At 64.2% G+C, this 20,581-nt stretch carries 22 protein-coding genes and 1 riboswitch; of the genes, 8 read left to right on the top strand and 14 right to left on the bottom strand.

Translation table 11 applies throughout. From position 1 onward, the window contains the following. Positions 1-30 precede the first annotated feature (30 nt). The 11 genes from EV663_RS05690 to tyrS form a co-directional block, all read right to left on the bottom strand. Positions 31-786: an ABC transporter ATP-binding protein gene (locus tag EV663_RS05690; RefSeq protein ID WP_132950823.1), complete on the bottom strand. Its 756-nt coding sequence runs from the start codon at positions 784-786 to the stop codon at positions 31-33. After that, positions 783-1,775, bottom strand: coding sequence for a FecCD family ABC transporter permease (locus EV663_RS05685; RefSeq protein WP_132950822.1), 993 nt, complete (start codon positions 1,773-1,775; stop codon positions 783-785). Before EV663_RS05685 ends, EV663_RS05690 begins: the two co-directional genes overlap by 4 nt. After that, positions 1,772-2,524, bottom strand: coding sequence for an ABC transporter substrate-binding protein (locus tag EV663_RS05680; RefSeq protein ID WP_243697878.1), 753 nt, complete (start codon positions 2,522-2,524; stop codon positions 1,772-1,774). Before EV663_RS05680 ends, EV663_RS05685 begins: the two co-directional genes overlap by 4 nt. 82 nt (positions 2,525-2,606) lie before the next feature. Beyond that, positions 2,607-4,418 carry a TonB-dependent receptor plug domain-containing protein gene (locus tag EV663_RS05675; protein WP_132950821.1) on the bottom strand — a complete coding sequence of 604 codons (1,812 nt, stop codon included), beginning with the start codon at positions 4,416-4,418 and terminating at the stop codon, positions 2,607-2,609. 137 nt (positions 4,419-4,555) lie between these two features. Continuing rightward, positions 4,556-4,754, bottom strand: a riboswitch (cobalamin riboswitch). A 109-nt stretch (positions 4,755-4,863) separates the two neighbouring features. Then, positions 4,864-5,256, bottom strand: coding sequence for a Cu(I)-responsive transcriptional regulator (gene cueR / locus EV663_RS05670; protein ID WP_132950820.1), 393 nt, complete (start codon positions 5,254-5,256; stop codon positions 4,864-4,866). Further along, a complete protein-coding gene (locus tag EV663_RS05665; RefSeq protein WP_132950819.1) occupies positions 5,253-7,700 on the bottom strand; it encodes a heavy metal translocating P-type ATPase in 2,448 nt (815 codons plus the stop codon). Before EV663_RS05665 ends, cueR begins: the two co-directional genes overlap by 4 nt. A gap of 59 nt (positions 7,701-7,759) precedes the next feature. Continuing rightward, positions 7,760-8,107 carry a hypothetical protein gene (locus EV663_RS05660; protein WP_132950818.1) on the bottom strand — a complete coding sequence of 116 codons (348 nt, stop codon included), beginning with the start codon at positions 8,105-8,107 and terminating at the stop codon, positions 7,760-7,762. A 199-nt stretch (positions 8,108-8,306) separates the two neighbouring features. Further along, on the bottom strand, positions 8,307-8,513 hold the full coding sequence (locus EV663_RS05655) for a DUF1127 domain-containing protein (RefSeq protein ID WP_132950817.1): 207 nt from the start codon (positions 8,511-8,513) through the stop codon (positions 8,307-8,309). A 236-nt stretch (positions 8,514-8,749) separates the two neighbouring features. Further along, the gene (locus tag EV663_RS05650; protein WP_132950816.1) at positions 8,750-9,145 is read right to left on the bottom strand and encodes a hypothetical protein; all 396 of its coding nucleotides are present in this window, start codon (positions 9,143-9,145) and stop codon (positions 8,750-8,752) included. Between the two features lie 237 nt (positions 9,146-9,382). Beyond that, the gene (locus EV663_RS05645) at positions 9,383-9,580 is read right to left on the bottom strand and encodes a hypothetical protein (RefSeq protein WP_132950815.1); all 198 of its coding nucleotides are present in this window, start codon (positions 9,578-9,580) and stop codon (positions 9,383-9,385) included. A 170-nt stretch (positions 9,581-9,750) separates the two neighbouring features. After that, positions 9,751-11,004, bottom strand: coding sequence for a tyrosine--tRNA ligase (gene tyrS, locus EV663_RS05640; RefSeq protein WP_132950814.1), 1,254 nt, complete (start codon positions 11,002-11,004; stop codon positions 9,751-9,753). 65 nt (positions 11,005-11,069) lie between these two features. On the opposite strand from tyrS, the gene EV663_RS05635 reads away from it, so the two are divergent. Both EV663_RS05635 and EV663_RS05630 read left to right on the top strand, forming a co-directional pair. Continuing rightward, positions 11,070-12,167, top strand: coding sequence for an anhydro-N-acetylmuramic acid kinase (locus tag EV663_RS05635; protein WP_132950813.1), 1,098 nt, complete (start codon positions 11,070-11,072; stop codon positions 12,165-12,167). Positions 12,168-12,270: 103 nt separating this feature from the next. Then, the gene (locus EV663_RS05630; RefSeq protein WP_132950812.1) at positions 12,271-12,597 is read left to right on the top strand and encodes a hypothetical protein; all 327 of its coding nucleotides are present in this window, start codon (positions 12,271-12,273) and stop codon (positions 12,595-12,597) included. Positions 12,598-12,647: 50 nt separating this feature from the next. On the opposite strand, the gene EV663_RS05625 is transcribed toward EV663_RS05630, so the two are convergent. Further along, positions 12,648-13,199, bottom strand: coding sequence for a peptidylprolyl isomerase (locus EV663_RS05625; RefSeq protein WP_132950811.1), 552 nt, complete (start codon positions 13,197-13,199; stop codon positions 12,648-12,650). Further along, a complete protein-coding gene (locus tag EV663_RS05620) occupies positions 13,192-13,698 on the bottom strand; it encodes a peptidylprolyl isomerase (RefSeq protein ID WP_132950810.1) in 507 nt (168 codons plus the stop codon). The genes EV663_RS05625 and EV663_RS05620 overlap by 8 nt, the downstream gene beginning before the upstream one ends. 148 nt (positions 13,699-13,846) lie before the next feature. Between EV663_RS05620 and EV663_RS05615 the strand changes: the two genes are divergently transcribed. The 6 genes from EV663_RS05615 (at position 13,847) to EV663_RS05590 (ending at position 19,685) form a co-directional block, all read left to right on the top strand. Continuing rightward, on the top strand, positions 13,847-15,037 hold the full coding sequence (locus EV663_RS05615; protein ID WP_132950809.1) for a phosphoglycerate kinase: 1,191 nt from the start codon (positions 13,847-13,849) through the stop codon (positions 15,035-15,037). A gap of 143 nt (positions 15,038-15,180) precedes the next feature. Beyond that, positions 15,181-15,483 carry an FtsB family cell division protein gene (locus EV663_RS05610; RefSeq protein WP_132950808.1) on the top strand — a complete coding sequence of 101 codons (303 nt, stop codon included), beginning with the start codon at positions 15,181-15,183 and terminating at the stop codon, positions 15,481-15,483. A gap of 113 nt (positions 15,484-15,596) precedes the next feature. Next, entirely contained in the window at positions 15,597-16,607 is a 1,011-nt protein-coding gene (pdhA, locus tag EV663_RS05605; RefSeq protein ID WP_132950807.1) for a pyruvate dehydrogenase (acetyl-transferring) E1 component subunit alpha, read from the top strand. Positions 16,608-16,621: 14 nt separating this feature from the next. After that, complete coding sequence (locus EV663_RS05600; RefSeq protein ID WP_132950806.1) at positions 16,622-17,989, top strand: pyruvate dehydrogenase complex E1 component subunit beta; 1,368 nt, start codon at positions 16,622-16,624, stop codon at positions 17,987-17,989. 13 nt (positions 17,990-18,002) lie between these two features. Further along, positions 18,003-19,307, top strand: coding sequence for a pyruvate dehydrogenase complex dihydrolipoamide acetyltransferase (locus EV663_RS05595; protein ID WP_132950805.1), 1,305 nt, complete (start codon positions 18,003-18,005; stop codon positions 19,305-19,307). Between the two features lie 42 nt (positions 19,308-19,349). Further along, positions 19,350-19,685 (top strand): carboxymuconolactone decarboxylase family protein, encoded by a 336-nt coding sequence (locus EV663_RS05590; protein WP_132950804.1) that lies wholly within the window; start codon positions 19,350-19,352, stop codon positions 19,683-19,685. 21 nt (positions 19,686-19,706) lie between these two features. Here the strand turns inward: EV663_RS05590 and cysE are convergent, their stop codons facing one another. Next, positions 19,707-20,522 carry a serine O-acetyltransferase gene (cysE, locus tag EV663_RS05585; RefSeq protein ID WP_132950803.1) on the bottom strand — a complete coding sequence of 272 codons (816 nt, stop codon included), beginning with the start codon at positions 20,520-20,522 and terminating at the stop codon, positions 19,707-19,709. Between the last annotated feature and the right edge of the window lie 59 nt (positions 20,523-20,581).

The raw sequence follows: 20,581 nt of genomic DNA, 5'->3' as shown, positions 1-20,581 counted from the left end.
ACATGTCCTTCACTGGATTGGCGGTGCGATTCATACGACCTCCAGGGGCTGAAAAACCGGGCCATCCTCGGTTTCGGCCATGAAGGCCCGCAGGCCAAAGACCCGCGCGAGGTTATCCGAGTTCAGCACGTCGGCCGGTTCGCCATCGGCCACCAGTCGCCCGCGATGCATCAGGACCAGCCGGGTACAGAACCGCGCCGCGAGACCAAGATCGTGCAACGCCACCAGGACCAGTCGCCCCTCGGCGGCAAGATCGGAAAAGATGCGCATTGTCGTGATCTGGTGTGCCGGATCGAGCCCGGCAATGGGTTCGTCCGCGATCAGCACCGGCGCCTCTTGCGCCAGCGCCCGCGCAATGAGGACGCGGGCCTGTTCGCCGCCGGACAGCGCGGTTGCACGGCGCCCGGCAAACTGTGCCAACTCCATCCGCGCGAGTGCTGCATCGATCGCAGCACGATCCAGGGGACCCGGGCGTTGGGCAGGGCCCATATGCGGCGTGCGGCCAAGCCCTACGAGCGTTTCCACGCTGACAGGCCAGGCAATCTCGCGCATCTGCGGCAGCCACGCGGCGGCGCGGGCACGCTCGGCCGAGGAAAGCCGCGCAATCGAAGAATCTCCCTTATGCGCGATCAGGCCAAGCGCCGCGCGCATCAGCGTCGTTTTTCCCGCCCCGTTGGGGCCGATCAGGCCAACGCATTCGCCGGGCTTTACCTCCAGGGTGACATCGTCCACCACCGGGCAGGGTCCGCGATGGACGCTCAGATGCGACAGCGACAGCCCGGTCATGCGCCCTGCTCCGCGCGGGTCTTGTAGATCAGGTGCAGGAAAAGCGGCGCCCCCAGAAGCGCCGTCAGAACGCCCAGTTTCAGATCGCGTTCCGGCAAGATCATACGGACGGCGATATCAGAGGCCAGCAGCAGCGCCGCCCCCCCAAGCGCCGACGCCAACAAAAGCCGCCCCGGCCGCGCACCGACCAGCGGGCGCAAGAGGTGCGGGACGATCAGCCCGACAAAACCGATAGCTCCGGCCACCGCCACGCCCGCGCCAACGCAGGCCGACACGCCCAACACCAACCCCAGTCGAAGCCGGTTCAGACGAATGCCAAGCGCCTCGGCCGCGTCCTCGCCCAGCGTCAGCGCATCCAGCCCCCGTCCCAGCCCGGCCAGCAGCAGCCATCCGATCAAGGTAAATGGCAGCGCCAGCCAGACATGCATGAAGGACCGGTCGGCAAGCGAACCCATCATCCAGAACACGATATCGGCCGCCGCGTAAGGGTTCGGCGAAAGGTTCAGAACCAGCGTTGTCAGGGCCCCCGCCAGCGCTGACAGCGCAATCCCCGCCAGGATCAGCGTAAAGGCACCTCCGCGCGGCCCGGCCAGCAGCAGAAGAAGCATAACCGCCAGTAATGCACCTGCCAATGCCATTGCCGGCAGTGCCAGCACATGTGCCGCGGCCAGCCCTGTCTGAAGCGCGATCACCGCACCCAGTGCGGCACTGCCCGATACGCCGATCAAACCGGGCTCGGCCAGCGGGTTGCGCAGATATCCTTGCAACGCCGCCCCCGACAGACCCAGGCTTGCCCCGACCAGGGCGGCAAGGACCGCTCGCGGCAGGCGAATTTCACGCATCACCAGAACGGCCGCCTCTCCTTGTCCCGTGACCAGCGCCGACAGGCTTTCCAGTGGCGAGAGCCCAGCAGGACCGATCAGCAGCGCGGCCGCGAAGAGCAGCGCGGTCAACAGGGAAAGACCAGATAAAAGCATGGAATAGCTCATCTCGCCTCCAGCGCCCGTGCAGCCGCCGCCAATTCGGCCACCGCCGACAGAACCAGCGGCGTGCCGCAGATATAGCGCCCTCCTGAACGCGGACGAACCGGCTGATCGGCCATCGCCTTGGCCAGCGCGGGATGGTCCAGCATTTCCTCGGCGCGTGATGCGCCACCAAATCGCGCAGCCCGGATTACCAGGTCGGGCTCCAGCGTCACGAGCCGTTCCAGCGGAAGCCGCCCGCCCCCGCTATGCCCACCCTCGGTCGCGGCGTTGCGCAACCCTGCCGCGGCAAGCATATCGTTGACCAGCGTGCCCTGGCCCGAAGTGAAACCGTTGGGCGCGTAGACGACCGCGCGCGCCCCAGCTTCGCCCTCGCGGGCCAGCGCGGCAAGATCGGCATCGAAGCGGGCAATCAAGACCTCGGCCACATCCTCGCGCCCCAGCGCCGCGCCCACGCTACGCAGGTTGGCCCGGATATCGTCAAAGGACCGGGCGGGCGCGATCTGAACCACCTCGATCCCGAGCCGGCGCAGCATGTTCACGCTGGCCTGTGCCCCGTAGCGCCCAGCCAGAACCAGGCCGGGGCGCATCAGAAACAGCTCTTCTGCCTGGCCGTGGTTTGCCGGAAAGGCGCGCGCGCGATCGGCCATCGGCGACAGCCGCGCGTCGCGTGCCAGCATCGAAACGGAAATCAGCTGTCCCTCGTCGGCCAGCATCATCGCAAGCTGGTCGGTACACAGATTGATCGAAACCACCCGCTCCGGCACGGGGGCAGGAGTGGCCTGGGATACCGCCCCAGTCAACGTCAAGACCAGGGCGGCAACCGCGGATATGTGCCTAGAACGTCGCACGGATACCCGCAAAGATCGAACGGTCGGGGCTGTTATAGCCGCGCACGGTCTCGTATTGCTCGTCGAACAGGTTCTCTATGCGGAAATATGCCTCTGCCCCGTTTTGCAACGCATAGCTCAGGCTGGCATCGACCACGGTGAAATCGTCCAGGGGCCCGGTCGCGGGATAGACCGTGTAATCTGTCAGATCCGCCGCGAAGCGCGCCGAGAGAACACCGGTCAGCCGATCGGACAGCCCGGCCTCTACCCCGATGTTCAGATCGTGGCGCGGCACGCGGATCAGCGTGCCGTTCGGCCCTTCGGCATCTGTATATGTGTAGTTGCCGAGCAGGGAGAGACGGTCGTTCACTTCCCAAAGGCCAGATATCTCGACACCCTGGCTGCGCGTCGTGCCGGGCACCTGGTTATAGGTAAAGGTGGTGAAATCGTAATCGATCAGGTCATCGATCTCGGTATGGAACAGCGTCACCTTGGCATGACTGTCCCCGCCATAGCGCTTTTCGATGCCGAGCTCGGCGCTGCGACTTTTCTCGGGCGACAGCGCGGGATTGCCAAAGCTGGGGTTGAACCGTTCATAGAGAGACGGCGCGCGGTAGCCGGTACCGATCACCGCCCGCAGGATCAGGTCGTCCTGGAGACGCCAGGCCATCGCACCACGCCCCGAAAGCTGATCGTCGAAATCCGAATGGTCATCATAGCGCAGCGAAACCGACAGATCGAGCGCATCGCTTGCCGCATATTGCAGTTCGCCAAATGCCGCGCTGCTCTCGGCAGAAAAGTTGAGCGCGTCGAGCCGGGCCTTTTCCTCGGTCCAGTCGGCGCCGAAGGCCAACGTCAGACCAGGACGCAATTCGGCATTGCCAAGATATTCCGCCGACCGCCGCTCGCCCAGGAAATTCCGGGTGTAAAAAGCTGGCGCGGTAGCGTCCACGCGGTCGATTTCATAGCTGGACAGCGCGAATTCATGCTCGACCGCGCCGGTGGCGAACTGGGCAAAGAGGCGTGCGCCGGTCTGCTCGGTATCGTAATCGCCGGAGGGATCGATGGTCGAGCGGTCGAAATTGCTGACGCCTTCGGCATAAAGGGCAGAAAAACCAAGCCGAAGATTCTCGGTCACATCATAGGCGGCAAACAACGACAGCGATGTCTGCTCGAACCCGTCGGCCTCGGTATCGCTGCTGCGTGCGGAAAAACCGTCGGTCGCGACATGGGACAGCGTCAGCGCGATCTCGCCTCGCTCGCCAAGCTGGCCTAGGTTCAGCGTGCCCGAGTAGGTCGCATCGCTGCCGCCTTCGACCTGGAGCCCGCCCGAAAAGCCCAGTTTTTCAGGGCGCCACGTGGTGATGTCCACCACCCCGGCAATCGACTCCGAGCCGTAAAGCGCCGATTGCGATCCCTTCAGCACCTCGACACGGCCAGGCAGGCCGCGGGCGAAGGGTCCGAAATCGAACGCGGTCTGGGTAGAAGACGGGTCGGTCACGTCAATCCCGTCTATCCGAACGCCGATATAGCTGCCTCCCAACCCGCGCAGCCGCAGCGACGAGGTGGTGCCAAGCCCCCCATTCGAGGTCAGCGACACACCGGGAAGCCTGTCCAACGTGTCGGCCACGCCCTGTCCACCGGAATTGAGTTCGTCGCCATTCAGCGTCTCGACGGTGGCCCCGGTACGGCTGATCTCTACGGGGACGAGTCCGGCGGTAGCCGTGATCTCCTCCAGAAGAAGGCTGTCCTGCGCAAGCCCCGGCAAGGGCGAAAGCCCGGCCAGAAGTGCAATCGTGGCGGTTCGGTTCGCGGTCATTTATACCCTCCGTTCCCGGCGCGGATGCGCCGATGATTCGACAATATGTCCGGGAAGGGCAAAAACCCCGCCGCAGACGGTGCTTTTCAGGTCACCACTGCGGTCAGGCCGCCTCCAGAACGCGCCCCGCGTCTGGAAAGGGTGATCTTGCCTTGGCAGGTCTCCTGGCTTGCGGGTCATCGCTTGGCTGGCCTTCCCGGGTTTCCCCAGTGGCGTGTATCAGCCGCGCTCTCCGCCTACAGTTGCGGGGGCAGCCGCGGAGTTACCCAAGAGGGCGCACCGCGTTCCCTTTTCATCCATCCCCGAAGGGACAGAACCAAAGCCCCGCCTGCCTACCGCATCGGCGCGAGATGTCAAACGGGAATCGCGAAACCGACCACCGGATCGCCGCGCAAACGCGACGCGTCCCCGAAAGACAGGTCGACGGAACGCGGGCAAGCCGTGCTCAGTCGGGGGTGCCGGCAAGATCTCTCAGGATCGGACAGTCGGGCCGGTCATCCCCTGCGCAGGCGGCGACGAGATCGGACAGCGTCTCGCGCATCGATTGCAACTCGGCGATCTTGCCGTCGATCAGCTCAAGGTGGTCGCGCGCGATACGCCTTACATCGGCGCTCGCACGGTCACGGTCGGTGTAAAGGGCCAAAAGCGCGCGACAATCCTCGATGGTAAAACCCAGTGCGCGGGCACGACCCAGAAAAGCCAGGCGATGCAGGTCGGCCTCGGAAAAGCTGCGATAGCCATTCGCAGCGCGGGCCGGGGCGATCAGGCCGATTTCCTCGTAATAGCGGATCGTTTTTGGGGGCAAACCGCTTTGGATGGAAATTTCACCGATATTCATGGCTTCTTCCTTTCGCGCAGTGGGGTAAAACCGCGCAGCCGCAGCGCATTTGACAGGACGAACAGGCTGGAGGCCGCCATCGCCCCCGCCGCCAACATCGGGGAAAGCAACGGGCCCTCGAACGGGTAAAGAATGCCCGCGGCAACCGGGATCAGCGCAACGTTGTAGGCAAAAGCCCAGAACAGGTTCTGCCGGATGTTGCCCATTGTCTTGCGCCCCAGGGCGATGGCATCTGCCACCCCCATGGGATCGCCGGACATCAGCACCACGTCGGCGGCCTCGATCGCGATATCGGTGCCTGTGCCTATGGCGATCCCGGTATCAGCCTCGGCAAGGGCGGGCGCATCGTTCAGACCGTCCCCGACAAAGGCAACGGGACCGTTTTCGCGCAGAGCGGCCAGCGCATCGCGCTTGCCCCCCGGCAGCACCCCCGCCGTGACATGGGCTATGCCAAGGGCGCGGGCAACACCCCGTGCCGTGATTTCAGTGTCGCCGGTAATCAGCGCGGTGGACAGCCCCATATCATGCAGTGCGGCAATGGCCCCGGCTGCCGAGGGCTTTAGAGGATCGGAAAGGCCGAGAACGGCAAGCATCCGGCCATCCGCCGCCACATGAACCGGTGTCACGCCACGCGCGGCAATCTGTTGGCTGGCAGCCTCAAGCGGGCCGGGCGGGATATGCTCGCGCAGCATCAGCCGGGCCGTTCCAACCCGTACCTCTTGCCCTTCGACACGACCGCGCATGCCAAGCCCCGGCAACGTCTCAACCGCCTCTGCCTGGGGAAGATCGGCGGGCGCGGCGGCCAGGATCGCCTGCGCGACGGGATGCTCCGAACGGGCCTCCAGCGCGCCGGCCAACCGCAGCGCAAGCGCGCGATCTACCCCGTCGGCAAGAATGACCTCGGTCAGAACGGGACGTCCCTCGGTCAGCGTCCCGGTTTTGTCGAAGGCAACAGTGCGCACACCGGCAAGACTTTGAAGCGCGGCACCGTTACGAAACAGAACCCCGAGTTCCGCCGCCCGCCCTGACCCGACCATGACCGAGGTCGGCGTCGCCAGCCCCATCGCACAGGGGCAGGCCACGATCAGAACCGACACCCCCGCCACCAGCGCCAGGCCCATCGCCGGGTCGGGCCCGAGGATCAGCCAGAGTGCCACGCTGAGCAAGGCCACTGACAGCACCACCGGCACGAACACCCCGGTCACACGGTCGACAAGCGCCTGCACCGGCAGTTTGGCACCCTGCGCCGCCTCGACCATCGCCACGATCTGGGCCAGCGCGGTCTCGCGCCCTACCCTTGTCGCCCGAAACCGCAGAGGCGCGGTGCCATTGACCGTGCCGCCGGTCACCGGATCGCCGGGGACCTTGTCCACGGGCATCGGTTCGCCGGTCAACATCGATTCATCGACGTTGCCCCGCCCCTCGATCACCTCGCCATCGGTCGCGACCCTTTCGCCGGGACGCAGGTCGATCACGTCGCCGGGAACGAGGCTGTCGATCGGACGCTCTTGTACGCCGTTCCCCGTAACGACGCGCGCGGTGGCGGGTTGCAGCGCAAGAAGGTGACGGATCGCGGCACCGGTGCGGGTCTTGGCCCGCGTCTCCAGCATCCGGCCAGTCAGGACAAGCGCGACAATAACGGCGGCCGCCTCGAAATACACATGCGCGGTGCCTGGCGGCAGCAGACCGGGCGCAAAAGTCGCCAGCGTTGAAAACCCCCAGGCCGCCCCGGTGCCCAGCGCCACCAGCGCGTTCATGTCGGGCACCCCTTTCCACAAAAGCGGCAAGCCCCGAGAAAAGAACATCCTTCCCGGCACGGCAAGGATCGCGGTCGTCAGCAGGAAAGACACCACGCGCAGTCCCTGTTCGCCAAACGGCAGGGCCAGCCATTCACGAAAGCCCGGTACGAGATGGCCACCCATTTCCATCACCACCACCGGCAGGGCAAGCGCAGCGGCCAGGCCGGCCTTGCGACGCAGCATGCGTACCTCGGCGGTCCGGGCGATGCCGGGATCGGGGGCGGTAGCGGTGTCACGTGGTCGAGCCGGATAGCCCGCGCGGACAAGAGCGCGAGCAAGCTCTGCCGCGTTCGCCCCGCCTGGCGTGACGATGACGCGCGCCTCGCCGGTTGTCAGCGACATGGATGCCTCGATCACGCCGGGCTGAGCGATGAGCGCCCTCTCGATCCGGTTAACACAGGAGGCACAGCTTGCCCCCTCGACCGATAGCACATACGTATCCCGCAACACCCCGAAGCCAGCCCCCTCGACCGCCTTAACCAAGGGCGCGGCCGGGCCGACGTGATCGACCTCGGCCATCCCGGTGGCAAGGTTGACACGCGCGCCGACAACATCCGCAACCTCGGCGAGCGCACGCTCTACCCGCCGCACGCAGCCGGCGCAGTGCAGCCCTTGCAAGGTCAACCTAGTGATCTGAACAGCCATCTTGACCGCCTCCGTGTCTGGAACCGGCCTCACAGATAGGGTTTCCAGTTGCTGGAAGGTCAAGCCCCCCGCGACCGATCCGACCCCATTCGGGTCAGAACATGCGAACAGAAACGGGCGGTCTTGTCGGCCTGTCGCCCGGCCTCTTGCGCGGTGGCGGCAACAGTTGCATCAAGGTAGGCCTGAGAGAGCCCGGCCAATAGGGCCGGATCACGGCAGGTCATTGTGCTGCGCACCATGTCGGCATCGCGCAAGACCTTGTCACGGGCAAAACAGGCCATGTCGGCACTCGCCCGGCGCAGGTAATCGGCCACCGCGCAGCCAAGCCAGGCCGACAAGGCCAGCCCCTCGCCCTGCGCGTGGGCCAGGGTCTGGAACGGGGTGTTCATCGGGGGCCGATCAGGCATGGTTTTCATCTTACCCTTTCCACTGCGGTCTAGTGTGAAACTAGGCAATCCGCGTGCGACCGTCAAAGACCACGATGCGGGAAAGGGGCGCACAGACCATAAATGACGGCGCGGCGCCATCCGAACAACCAGGATCACCACCGCAGTCAGCAAAAGGGCGGCCCCCGCAGGACCGCCCGGTCGCAACGCGGCGCCCCCGTCAGAGATAGTAGCGATCGCGAAAGATATGGCGGATCACCTCTTCGCGGGTGACGCCGCGCCTGGCTAGTTCCGCATCGCTTGTTGCGTTCAGTTTCTCGACCTGGCGGCTGCGTGCCTGCCCCTCCACGACGCGCTCGAAAAGAGCCGCCACCGTGCCGAGCAGGGACAGGTGCCCGCCGGTGATGTTTGTATGTGCGATTGCCATTTCTGGAAACTCCTGTTCGCTTACAGATGTTTCCTCCCCTGCCGACCAAGATAGGGCAGTGTCGTTGACATGGCCAATGCCAAGGCGGAAGTCCCGCCTTGCGCCCGGCGCGTATCTCTGCGGCGCAGAAACGGGTTATTTCCGCGTGCGGGAAAGAACCCTGCAAACCCAAGGCCGAGCATGTTCTTTTGTTTCACGCAGGGCGATGCACCCGCCTCGCCTCGCGGCGCGCGCGGTCAATCCGCAAATGGCTGACTGGGCGCCGCGGGTTTGCGGCGGGCGCGACGACGGGGTGCCGGAGCGCCCCCAGACGGGTCGGTCGGGCTTGGGGTGCTCGCGGCCACGGGCGCCACATCAGATGCCCGTTCGGCCACCAGGGCCACGTCGGGTCCGGGCACGGCTGGCCGAGCTTGGTCCGGGGCGGCGGGCGCTACCTTCCGCGGCACCGCTTCGATCACAGGTTCAGGCACGCCATCATTGACGGAATGCAATCCGGTCGCCGGCAAGAGCGGGTTCATCTGCCGGGCAAGCGTCATCCACTGTTCAGCGATCTGCACCTGCATCCGCGCCGCCATTCCCCAGAACCGACAATATCCCGTAGTCAACGCGAGCGGAACGGCAAATACGGACATCTCAGTTTCCTTTCATAGCAGACAGAGCCGGGCGGGCGCAGGCTAACACGCGCGCATGATCGACATGTGACATGGCACGCCTGGATGTCGTTTCATGCCCAAGGATAAACAGCTTTTCGCTGCATTGCGGCATTATGGTGCAGCGCGGCCACCAAGGCGCCCGTTTTCAACAAACCCCACCCGCGAATTGGGCGACTTGCCCAAGACAAGGGCAGTCAAGCGCGCCCAACCGCCCGCTCAGTTCGCCATTCGGTAAACGCTGCGGGTGGTTTCCTGAGTATAAAGCGCCTCTATCAGCGCGCGGCCATCGGCGGTCGGGCGACCGTGCGCATCCAACCAGCCAAGGCCGAGGGCGGCATGTTCAACCCGTTCGGCGGCATGGGCGAGAAACCCGGTAAAGCCCAGAATCCGGGATGCGATATCATCGTTGCTCATCGGGGCTGGTCCTTTCGGTTTCCGGGTGTTCGCGCAGAAGATCCGCACACCGACAAATCGTGTCGGCGGGAACTCTACGACCCGGATACCAGAAATGCTGCGGCGCAGCAACGGAAGCCGCCATGTTTTTTCTGCAATGCAGCAATTCTTTTGCCGCATTGCAGAAACCGTTAATCCACCAGCCGAACCAAAGCGTGACGTTTCTTCCCCGCGCTCAGCTTGATCGGTTCGGCAAGCATGGCGGCCTGGACCAGCAGCCCGGCATCAGTCATCGGTTCGTCGTTCAGTCGCGCGCCGCCCTCGGCGATCAGACGCTTGGCATCCTTGCCGGACTTGGCCAGCCCCGCGCGGGTGATGAGTTGAGCCACCGAAACCCCCTCGCCCAGTTCAGTCCGGCTTAGTGACAGGGTCGGCAGGTCATCGCCCGCGCCGCCCCGCTCGAACACCTCGCGGGCAGTGGCCTCGGCCGCGGCCGCCGCATCGGCCCCGTGGCACAGCGTCGTCACCGCGTTGGCCAGCACGATCTTGGCCTCGTTGATCTCGGCCCCCACGAGCGCCCCCAGCCGGTCGCATTCCTCGATCGGCAGTTCGGTATATAGCTTGAGGAACCGGCCCACATCGGCATCGGTGGTGTTGCGCCAGAACTGCCAGAACTCGTAAGGGCTGCGCATTTCAGCATTCAACCAGATCGCACCGTCGGCAGTCTTGCCCATCTTCTTGCCATCAGAAGTGGTCAAGAGAGGTGAGGTCAGGCCGAACACTTCGACATCGATAACCCGACGCGTAAGGTCGATGCCGTTAACGATATTTCCCCATTGATCCGATCCGCCCATCTGCAACCGACAGCCATAGCGACGGTTCAGTTCCATGAAGTCATAGGCCTGAAGGATCATGTAGTTGAATTCGAGGAAACTAAGCGACTGTTCACGGTCCAGCCGCGATTTCACCGATTCAAAAGACAGCATCCGGTTGACGCTGAAATGCCGACCGATATCGCGCAGGAAATCGAGATAGTTCAGCCCATCAAGCCATTCGGCATTGTTCAGCATCAACGCGTCGGTCGGCTTTTCACCGAACGTGACATAGCGGGCAAAGACCTGTTTGATCCCGGCGATATTCGCCTCGATCTGCTCGGGTGTGAGCAGCGGGCGTTCGTCCGCACGAAAGCTGGGATCGCCCACCTTGGTCGTACCGCCGCCCATCAACACCAGCGGCTTGTGCCCGGTTTTTTGCAACCAGCGCAGCATCATGATCTGGATCAGGCTGCCCACATGCAGGGATTTCGCGGTCGCATCGAAACCGATATAGGCGGGCACAACCCCGTTGCTCAGCGCCTCGTCAAGGCCCTGGTAATCCGTGCAATCGGCCAGAAAGCCGCGCTCGATCATCACGCGCAGGAAGTCTGATCGGGGGTGGTAGGTCATTGCCTCTTGTCCCTTGGGCCTGAATTGGGCGTGATATACCGGTGCGGGGCGGCAAGGGGAAGGCCATGTTGAAAGATCGACCGGTCAGGGCGCTGGGAACCATGTCGGGCACGTCGTTGGACGGGGTGGATGCGGCGGTCGTGGTCACGGATGGCGAACGGATCGTGGCGTTCGGCGACACCGCCTACCGCCCCTATTCCGAGGACGAGCGCGCGGCGATCACGGAGGCCCTGGGCTGCTGGCCGGGTGATCGGGGGGTCGATGCGGCCGCCGAGGTGGTCGAGACCGCCCATGCCGAGTTGATGGCACGCTTTGACGGCATCGATATCGCGGGTTTTCATGGCCAGACGCTCGCGCATGAGCCGCGCGGGCGCGGCACCCATCAAGCGGGCGACGGGGACGTTCTGGCCAAGGCGCTGGGGCTGCCGGTGGTCTGGGATTTTCGCAGCACCGATATCCGCCTGGGCGGACAGGGCGCACCGCTGGCGCCGTTTTTTCATTTCGCCTGCGCCCGCTGGATCGGGGCAAAAGCGCCCGTGGCCTTTGTCAATCTCGGCGGAGTGGGCAACCTGACCTGGGTCGATCCATCCCGCGACCGACCCGAGGACACGGGCGCGTTATTAGCCTTTGACACGGGACCGGCCAACGCGCCGCTGAATGACCTGATGCGGGCGCGGCGCGGGGTGGAATGCGACCGCGACGGTGCATTGGGGTCACAGGGTGTCGTGGATGAGGCGATCATCGCGGCGTTTCTGGAACACCCGCATTTCCATCGTATGCCGCCGAAATCGTTGGATCGCAACGCCTTTTCAGACCTTATGGCGCAGGTGGCGCAGCTGTCGGATGCCGATGCCGCCGCCACGCTGACCGCCGCCGCGGCCAGCGCCGTGGCCGCAGGTCTGGAACACTGCCCTGTACCGCCAGAACGTCTGTTGATAACCGGTGGCGGGCGGCTGAACCCGCTGATGATGGCCATGCTTGTCGAACGCACGGGCGTTGCGGCCGTGCAGGTCGAGGATGTGGGGCTTGACGGCGACATGCTGGAGGCACAGGCGTTTGCCTTTCTCGCGGTACGGGTGGCGCGGGGGCTGGCAACATCGTGCCCGGGAACGACGGGCGTTGCGGCCGCGGTCGGCGGGGGCAAGATCAGTCACCCCGCCTGAACCGACAGCGCGTCAGGCCGCTGCGCTGATAGGCCCACTTGGCAGGGCCGCGGAGCCGCACCAGAGTGTTTGGCATCGGGGTTCAGGATCGAAAGGAGCGCCCATGACCGGAATTGCCGATGACAGGTTTCCCAGACGCCTGCTGCGGTCCGACCGCATCGTTACCGATAACCGTTGGGATCTCGCCGAATATGGCTGCACGCCGTTTTCCGATTTCTTCGGCCTTGCCATTCTCAGCGGCACCGGTCCGCGGGCCGGCCTGGCACGCCGGCAGACGCCGTTATCCTCGGCGGTCCGTCTTCCTATGCTGTGGCGGCGACGGCTGAGGATGCGGTTGAAAACGGGGATGCGGGTGTTGCCGATCAAGGCCGTGTCGCACCGGCGATCCAAGACAAGGTTGAGAACGGGGCGGGTCATCCCCTGGGCGTGACGATCTGACCGGCCCGACGCGCCGCAGCGCATGCCGGGCCGGTCAGCCCGTCACTCGAGCACGCGAACGGCCGACATCCGGTCGGGCTGACCAGTCACGGCGCCGTTACGCCCGGTGCCGCGCTTGATCGCGTCGACCACATCCATACCCTCACTGACCTGCCCCACCACCGTATATTGTCCGTTCAGGTGCGGCGCAGGCGCGAACATGATGAAGAACTGGGAATTGGCCGAATCCGGGTCTGCCGAGCGCGCCATGCCGATCACGCCGCGATCGAAGGGGCGATCCGAGAATTCGGCCGCCAGGTCAGGCATGTCCGACCCGCCACGCCCGGCAAGGCGCATGTCACCGCCCAACTTGCCAAAGGCGACATCGCCGGTCTGGGCCATGAACCCGTCGATCACCCGATGAAAGACAACGTCGTCATAGGCCCCGCTTTCGGCCAATTGGGTGATGCGCGTGACGTGGCCGGGGGCCAGATCCTCGAACAGATCCACGGTGATCGTGCCATTCGCGCCCTCGCCCGCGATGTCGATCTCAAGCCCCGTGGCCAATGCCGGAGACGCGGCCAGAAGGCTCAGCACAGCCGCGACCCTACGCATCGGCCGCTACCTTGACGCTGAGCATGCGGTCGGGGTTTGCCGGCGGTTCACCGCGAGTGATGGCATCGACATGGCCCATCCCCTCTATAACCCGGCCATAGACGGTGTATTGGCCGTTCAGAAAATGGTTGTCGGTAAAATTGATGAAGAACTGCGAATTTGCCGAATTGGGATTTTGCGAACGCGCCGCCCCAAGCGTGCCCCGATCATGCGGGATACGCGAGAATTCCGCCGGCAGGTCGGGCAGGTCCGACCCCCCCGTGCCCGCCCGGCGCAGGTCGAAAGCCTTTTCGGCATTGCCATGGGCCACATCACCCGTCTGGGCCATGAACCCGTCGATCACCCGGTGAAAGACAACGTTGTCATAGGCGCCCGCGCGGGCCAGTTCCTTCATCCGCGCGCAATGGGCGGGCGCGATATCCGTCAAAAGCTCGATCACGACGCGGCCGTCCTTCAACTCCATGATGATCGTGTTCTCGGGATCCTTGATCTCGGCCATGTCGGGCCTCCTGCTGCGTGTCATTTGCCGGCGGAGCCTAGTGCGACCAATCGCCGAAGGAAAGAGGCCCCGCGCCGCAATGGCATTGACCTTTGACCCAGCTTTGGGCGATCTAGCCCAAAGCCTATAACCCTCGGGAGGATTACGTATGGCCTGGAAGACCCTCGACGACATGGATCTCGCCGGCAAGGTGGCGCTGGTGCGGGTGGATATCAACGTGCCGGTCGAAGATGGCCGCGTCACCGATGGCACCCGGATCGACCGCATCGTACCCACGGTAAAGGATATCCTTGCCAAGGGCGGCAAGCCGGTTCTGCTGGCCCATTTCGGCCGCCCCAAGGGAGAAGTTGTCCCCGAGATGAGCCTCAAGATCACCCTGCCCGCACTTGAGGCGGCCTTCGGCCAGGGCGTGATCTTTGCCGATGACTGCATCGGCCTGCCCGCAAAACAGGCTGTCGCCGCGATGAGCGAGGGTGACATCCTGTTGCTGGAAAACACGCGTTTTCATGCGGGCGAGGAAAAGAACGACCCCGAACTGGCCGCTGCGATGGCCGCGCTTGGCGATGTCTACGTAAACGATGCCTTTTCCGCGGCACACCGCGCGCATGCCTCGACCGAAGGCCTGGCGCGGCTGCTTCCGTCCTGCGCAGGCCGCAACATGGAGGCCGAGTTGAAGGCGCTGGAAGGCGCGCTGTCCAATCCCCAGCGCCCCGTGGCGGCGGTCGTGGGTGGCGCCAAGGTGTCGACCAAGCTCGACCTGCTGGGCAACCTTGTCGGCAAGGTCGATTACCTGGTGATCGGCGGCGGCATGGCCAACACGTTCCTCGCCGCGCAGGGCATCAATGTCGGAAAATCGCTTTGCGAACATGACATGACCGGCACCGCGCGCGACATCATGGACAAGGCGAAAACCGCCGGCTGCGAAATCGTGCTGCCCGTAGACGTGGTCGTGGCGCGTGAATTCAAGGCCGGTGCCGCGAACGAAACAGTCTCCGCCGATGCCTGCCCCGCCGATGCGATGATCCTGGATGCCGGCCCCCGGACCGTGGTGGCGGTCGAGGAGGTCTTTGGCAAGTGCAAGACCCTGATCTGGAACGGCCCGCTGGGTGCCTTCGAGATCGAGCCGTTCAACACCGCCACCAACGCGGCCGCGCAAAAGGCCGCCGAAATGACCCGGGCGGGCGGTCTGATCTCGGTCGCGGGCGGAGGCGACACGGTCGCCGCGCTGAACGGCGCGGGCGTGGCCGGGGACTTTACCTATATCTCGACCGCGGGCGGTGCATTCCTGGAGTGGATGGAAGGCAAGACACTGCCCGGCGTCGCCGCCCTCGGCGCCTGATCGACGCGGCCCGGCGCCCTCGGGTGCCGGGCCTCTCCTTTCGCGCCTGCCCCCGGACATTCGGGGGATTCACAACGCCGTGCGACTATGACAAACTGTTTCAACAACGCCTCGGCCAAGGGGCGGTAACAGAGGCAGTTTTCATGAGCGGTTCGCGCAAGCGTCCGGGCCTTGGGGCCGCGGTTTTCCTGGGCGTGAGTTTTTCCCTGGCAATGTATTTCACCTTTGCCGCCGTGCAGGGCGATTACGGTCTTTTCCGCCGGATACAGATCGAGGCCGATGCGGAGCGGCTGACGGCCGAACGAGACGCCCTGTCAGCCCATATCGCGACCTTGGAAAACAAGACCCGCCGCCTGTCGGACGGATATCTCGACCTGGACCTGCTGGACGAACGCGCGCGTGCCGTCTTGGGGGTGATGCGCAGCGACGAGATCGTCATTCGCTAACGCGTGCGACTTTGCCGGACATCCCCCGTGGAAACCTCTCGCCATGCCGGAAACCATCTGTTATTATTTTGTTTAACGTTAAACCATACGCCGCGCGGAGGAGGCGCTGCCCGATGGCCACGCGAAAAACACCCCCCAAGTCCAATACGCAAAAGCAAGAGCTTCTCGAATTTTACCGAGAGATGCTGTTGATCCGTCGATTCGAGGAAAAGGCCGGCCAGCTCTACGGGATGGGGCTGATTGGCGGCTTTTGCCACCTCTACATCGGGCAAGAGGCCGTGGTCGTCGGCCTGGAAGCGGCCACCAGGGAGGGTGACAAGCGCATCACCTCTTACCGCGACCATGGTCATATGCTGGCCTGCGGCATGGACCCCAAAGGCGTCATGGCCGAACTGACCGGGCGCGAGGGCGGATATTCCAAGGGCAAGGGCGGCTCGATGCACATGTTTTCGAAAGCCAAGCATTTTTACGGAGGCCACGGAATCGTCGGCGCGCAAGTTCCGATCGGCGCGGGCCTGGCATTTGCCGACAAGTATCTGGGCAATGACAGTGTGACCTTTGTCTATTTCGGTGACGGTGCAGCCAACCAGGGCCAGGTCTACGAGACCTACAACATGGCCGAGCTTTGGGAATTGCCGGTAGTCTTCGTGATCGAGAACAACCAGTACGCGATGGGCACGGCTGTCAAGCGCTCGACGAAGTCGCCCAATCTCTGGGAACGCGGCGCGGCCTATGGCATCGCGGGCGAAGAAGTGGACGGCATGGACGTGCTGGCGGTCAAGGCCGCGGGCGAAAAGGCCGTCGCCCATGCGCGGGCTGGCAAGGGACCCTATATCCTTGAGGTGATGACATACCGTTACCGCGGCCACTCGATGTCGGACCCGGCGAAATACCGCTCGCGCGAGGAGGTGCAGAAAATCCGCGAGGAACGCGATGCGATCGAGCACGTTCGCGACCTGTTGCTGACCGGTAAGCACGCGACCGAGGATGAACTCAAGTCGATAGACAAGGACATCAAGGACATCGTCAACGAAGCGGCAGAATTCGCCAAGCAAAGCCCCGAGCCCGCGCTCGAAGAACTTTGGACCGACATCTACGCCAACGCGGCGCCGCAGAACGCCTGAGGGAGGGAAACACGATGGCAGTTGAAATCCTGATGCCCGCCCTGTCGCCGACCATGGAGGAGGGCACACTGGCCAAATGGCTTGTCAAGGAGGGCGATACCGTGTCCGCGGGGGACATCCTCGCCGAGATCGAAACCGACAAGGCCACCATGGAATTCGAAGCAGTGGATGAGGGCATCCTCGGCAAGATCCTGGTCGCGGCCGGCACCGACGGGGTCAAGGTCAACACCCCCATCGCCGTCCTTGTAGAGGAGGGCGAGGATGCAGAGGCCGCCGCAGGCGCCGGCACGGCCAAGGCCCCTGCCCCGGCGGCCGCCGGCAACAGCGCCCCCGCCCCCAAACCGGCCGAACCCAAGACCGCCGCCCCTGTGCCCGAACCGGACATCCCCGAGGGTACAACGATGAAGTCGACCACCGTGCGCGAGGCCCTGCGCGATGCCATGGCCGAGGAGATGCGCCGCGACGATACCGTGTTCCTGATGGGCGAAGAGGTCGCCGAATACCAGGGCGCCTACAAGATCAGCCAGGGCCTGCTGGACGAGTTCGGCGCCAGACGCGTCATCGACACGCCGATCACCGAGCACGGCTTCGCGGGCCTCGGCGTCGGTGCGGCCTTCGGCGGCCTGCGCCCCATCGTCGAGTTCATGACCTTCAACTTCGCCATGCAGGCGATGGACCAGATCGTCAACTCGGCAGCCAAGACCCTGTACATGTCCGGCGGCCAGATGGGCTGTCCGATGGTGTTCCGCGGCCCCAACGGCGCGGCCGCCCGCGTCGCCGCCCAGCACAGCCAGGACTATGCCGCCTGGTATGCCCATATCCCCGGCCTCAAGGTGGTACAGCCCTACTCGGCCGCCGATGCCAAGGGCCTGCTGAAAACCGCGATCCGCGACCCTAACCCGGTGATCTTCCTCGAAAACGAGATCCTCTACGGCAAGAGCTTCGAGGTCCCCGTGCTCGACGATTTCACCATCCCCTTCGGCAAGGCGCGGATCTGGCGCGAAGGCGCGGACGTGACCATCGTCAGCTTCGGCATCGGCATGACCTACGCGCTGGAGGCCGCCGAAGAACTGGCGAAGGACGGGATCGAGGCCGAGGTGATCGACCTGCGCACCCTGCGCCCCATCGACACCGCGACCGTCATCGCAAGCGTGAAAAAGACCAATCGCTGCGTGACCGTCGAAGAGGGCTTCCCGGTCTGCTCCATCGGCAACCACATCTCGGCGGTGCTGATGCGCGAGGCGTTCGACTGGCTGGACGCGCCGGTGATCAACTGTACCGGTAAGGACGTCCCCATGCCCTATGCCGCCAACCTCGAAAAGCTGGCGCTGGTGACCACGAAAGAGGTCATCGAAGCGGTCAAGCAGGTCACCTATCGCTGAGGAGGCACGGCCCATGCCAACCGAAATCCTGATGCCAGCGCTGTCGCCTACGATGGAGGACGGAACACTTGCCAAGTGGCTGGTGAACGAAGGCGACAGCGTCGCCGCCGGCGACCTGATCGCCGAGATCGAAACCGACAAGGCCACGATGGAATTCGAGGCCTCAGATGACGGCGTGATCGGCAAGCTACTGGTGGATGCGGGAACCGAAGGGATAAAGGTCAACACCCCCATCGCCCTGTTGCTGGGCGAGAGCGAAAAGGCCGAGGTAATCAAGGCCGATGCTCCGATGCCCTCCCCCGCCGCAAGGACCGCAACGGCCACGACAGAGGACAAGACACCCCTCGCGCGCGACGCCGCCACCACGGCACCCCGCGCACCGACAGATGACGGGGGCGCACGCATCCTTGCCTCGCCGCTTGCACGCCGCATCGCTGCGGAAAAGGGACTGGACCTTGGGCGCATCAACGGCTCGGGGCCGCGCGGACGAATCGTCAGGGCCGATCTGGAGGGCGCCACCGCCAGGCCCGCGCCGCAACCGAGATCCGCGGCCGTGGAACGTCCTGCCCCCGCGTCGATGCCAGCCGGGCCCGACGCCGAGTCCATCATGGCCATTTATGCCGAGCGTGCCTATTCTGAGTTGCCGCTTGACGGAATGCGCAAGACCATCGCCGCGCGCCTGACCGAAGCCAAGCAGACGATCCCGCATTTCTATCTGCGCCGGGATATCCGACTTGATGCGTTGCTTGCGTTCCGCGCCCAGTTCAACCGACAACTGGAAAAACGCGGGGTCAAGCTTTCGGTCAACGATTTCATCATCAAGGCCTGCGCTCTCGCCCTGCAACAAGTGCCCGCTGCCAATGCCGTATGGGCGGGGGACCGCATCCTGCGTCTCGTTGCATCCGACGTGGCGGTTGCGGTGGCCATCGAGGGCGGCCTGTTTACCCCAGTTCTAAGGGATGCAGAGACAAAAACGCTCGGCCAGCTTTCTGCGGAGATGAAGGATTTGGCCGCACGTGCCCGCGACAAGAAACTCGCGCCGAATGAATACCAGGGGGGCAGCTTTGCGATCTCGAATCTCGGCATGTTCGGCATCGACAGTTTCGATGCGGTGATCAATCCGCCCCACGGCGCGATCCTCGCGGTAGGCGCGGGCGTGAAAAAAGCGGTCGTGACCGACGACGGGCAGATAGAACCCGCGACCGTGATGTCGGCCACGCTCAGCGTCGACCACCGGGTGATCGACGGTGCAGTTGGTGCCGAGCTTCTTGCCGCGATCAAGGAAAATCTCGAGAACCCGATGGCCATGCTTGCGTGACGCGGGCCAAGCTGCAAAGGGAAAAAACCAAGGGAGAAGGACATGGACTGGAAAGCAGTTCTCGAAACCGGGCAAGCGCATATGGAGGATTTCAGCGGCATGCAGCCCGCGGCATCGCAAGGCTTTTTCGGCCTGCACCATGCAACTCTCGCGGATGGTGCGCTCAGCACGAAACAGAAGGAGTTGATGGCGCTGGCCATCGGCATCTCGAAGCAGTGCCTCGATTGCATCGCCTTTCACACCAAGGCCGCAATAGAAGCTGGCGCGACCCGCGCCGAAATCGCCGAAACGGTCTCGGTCTGCGTCATGATGGGAGGCGGCCCGGCCTTGATGTATGGCACCAAGGCGCTTGAGGCATTCGATCAGTTCAAGACATAAAACGCGGCATGGCGGGGACGGTCACTCCCCGCCGCCGTCTCGCAATCGGTGATCCATCATCATCGAGGGCTGGGCGCAACCTGCCTCTCCGACGATCCGGGCCGGTACGCCGGCGACTGTCGAGTTCGGTGGCACATCGGAAAGCACAACCGAGCCGGCGGCGATACGCGAACAGCATCCGACACGGATGTTGCCCAACACCTTCGCCCCCGCGCCGATCAGCACGCCATCGCCGATCTTGGGGTGGCGGTCCTCTTCCTCCTTGCCGGTACCGCCAAGCGTAACCGAATGCAGCATGGACACGTTGTCGCCCACCACGGCTGTCTCGCCGATCACGATGGAATGGGCATGATCGATCATGATCCCCTGGCCCAGCCGAGCGGCAGGATGGATGTCGACCCCGAACATCTCGGACACTCGCATCTGGACCAGATAGGCCATGTCCCGACGCCCCGCCCCCCACAGGTGATGGGCGACACGATAGGCTTGCAGCGCCTGGAACCCCTTGAAGAAGAGAATCGGCTGAATAAATCGATGACAAGCTGGATCACGCTCGTAGACGGCCATCAGGTCGGCCCGCGCTGCCTTGCCTAGCGCCCGATCGGCCCCGTAGGCGGCATCGGCAATTTCACGCAACAACTGCGCAGACATCTCGCCAGATGACAATTTCAGCGCAAAACGATAGGCCAGCGCGTCCTCGAGCCCCTCATGGTGCAGCAGCCCCCCATGGATCAGTGCACCCAACAAGGGCTCTGCCCTAACGGCTGCCTCCGCCTCATCGCAGATGCGTTTCCATACCGGGTCAAGTTCGGTCACGCGCGGCTGGGTCCTGGCCATTATTGGTCCTCTCGTTTCTGCCCGATGTTACAACAGATAATCACCCAAGGCCAAATTCA

This window comes from Rhodovulum bhavnagarense (genome assembly GCF_004343505.1).
GTDB lineage: Bacteria > Pseudomonadota > Alphaproteobacteria > Rhodobacterales > Rhodobacteraceae > Rhodovulum > Rhodovulum bhavnagarense.
Note: the sequence above shows the minus strand (reverse complement) of the source record. Positions and strands in the feature narration are given on the sequence as shown.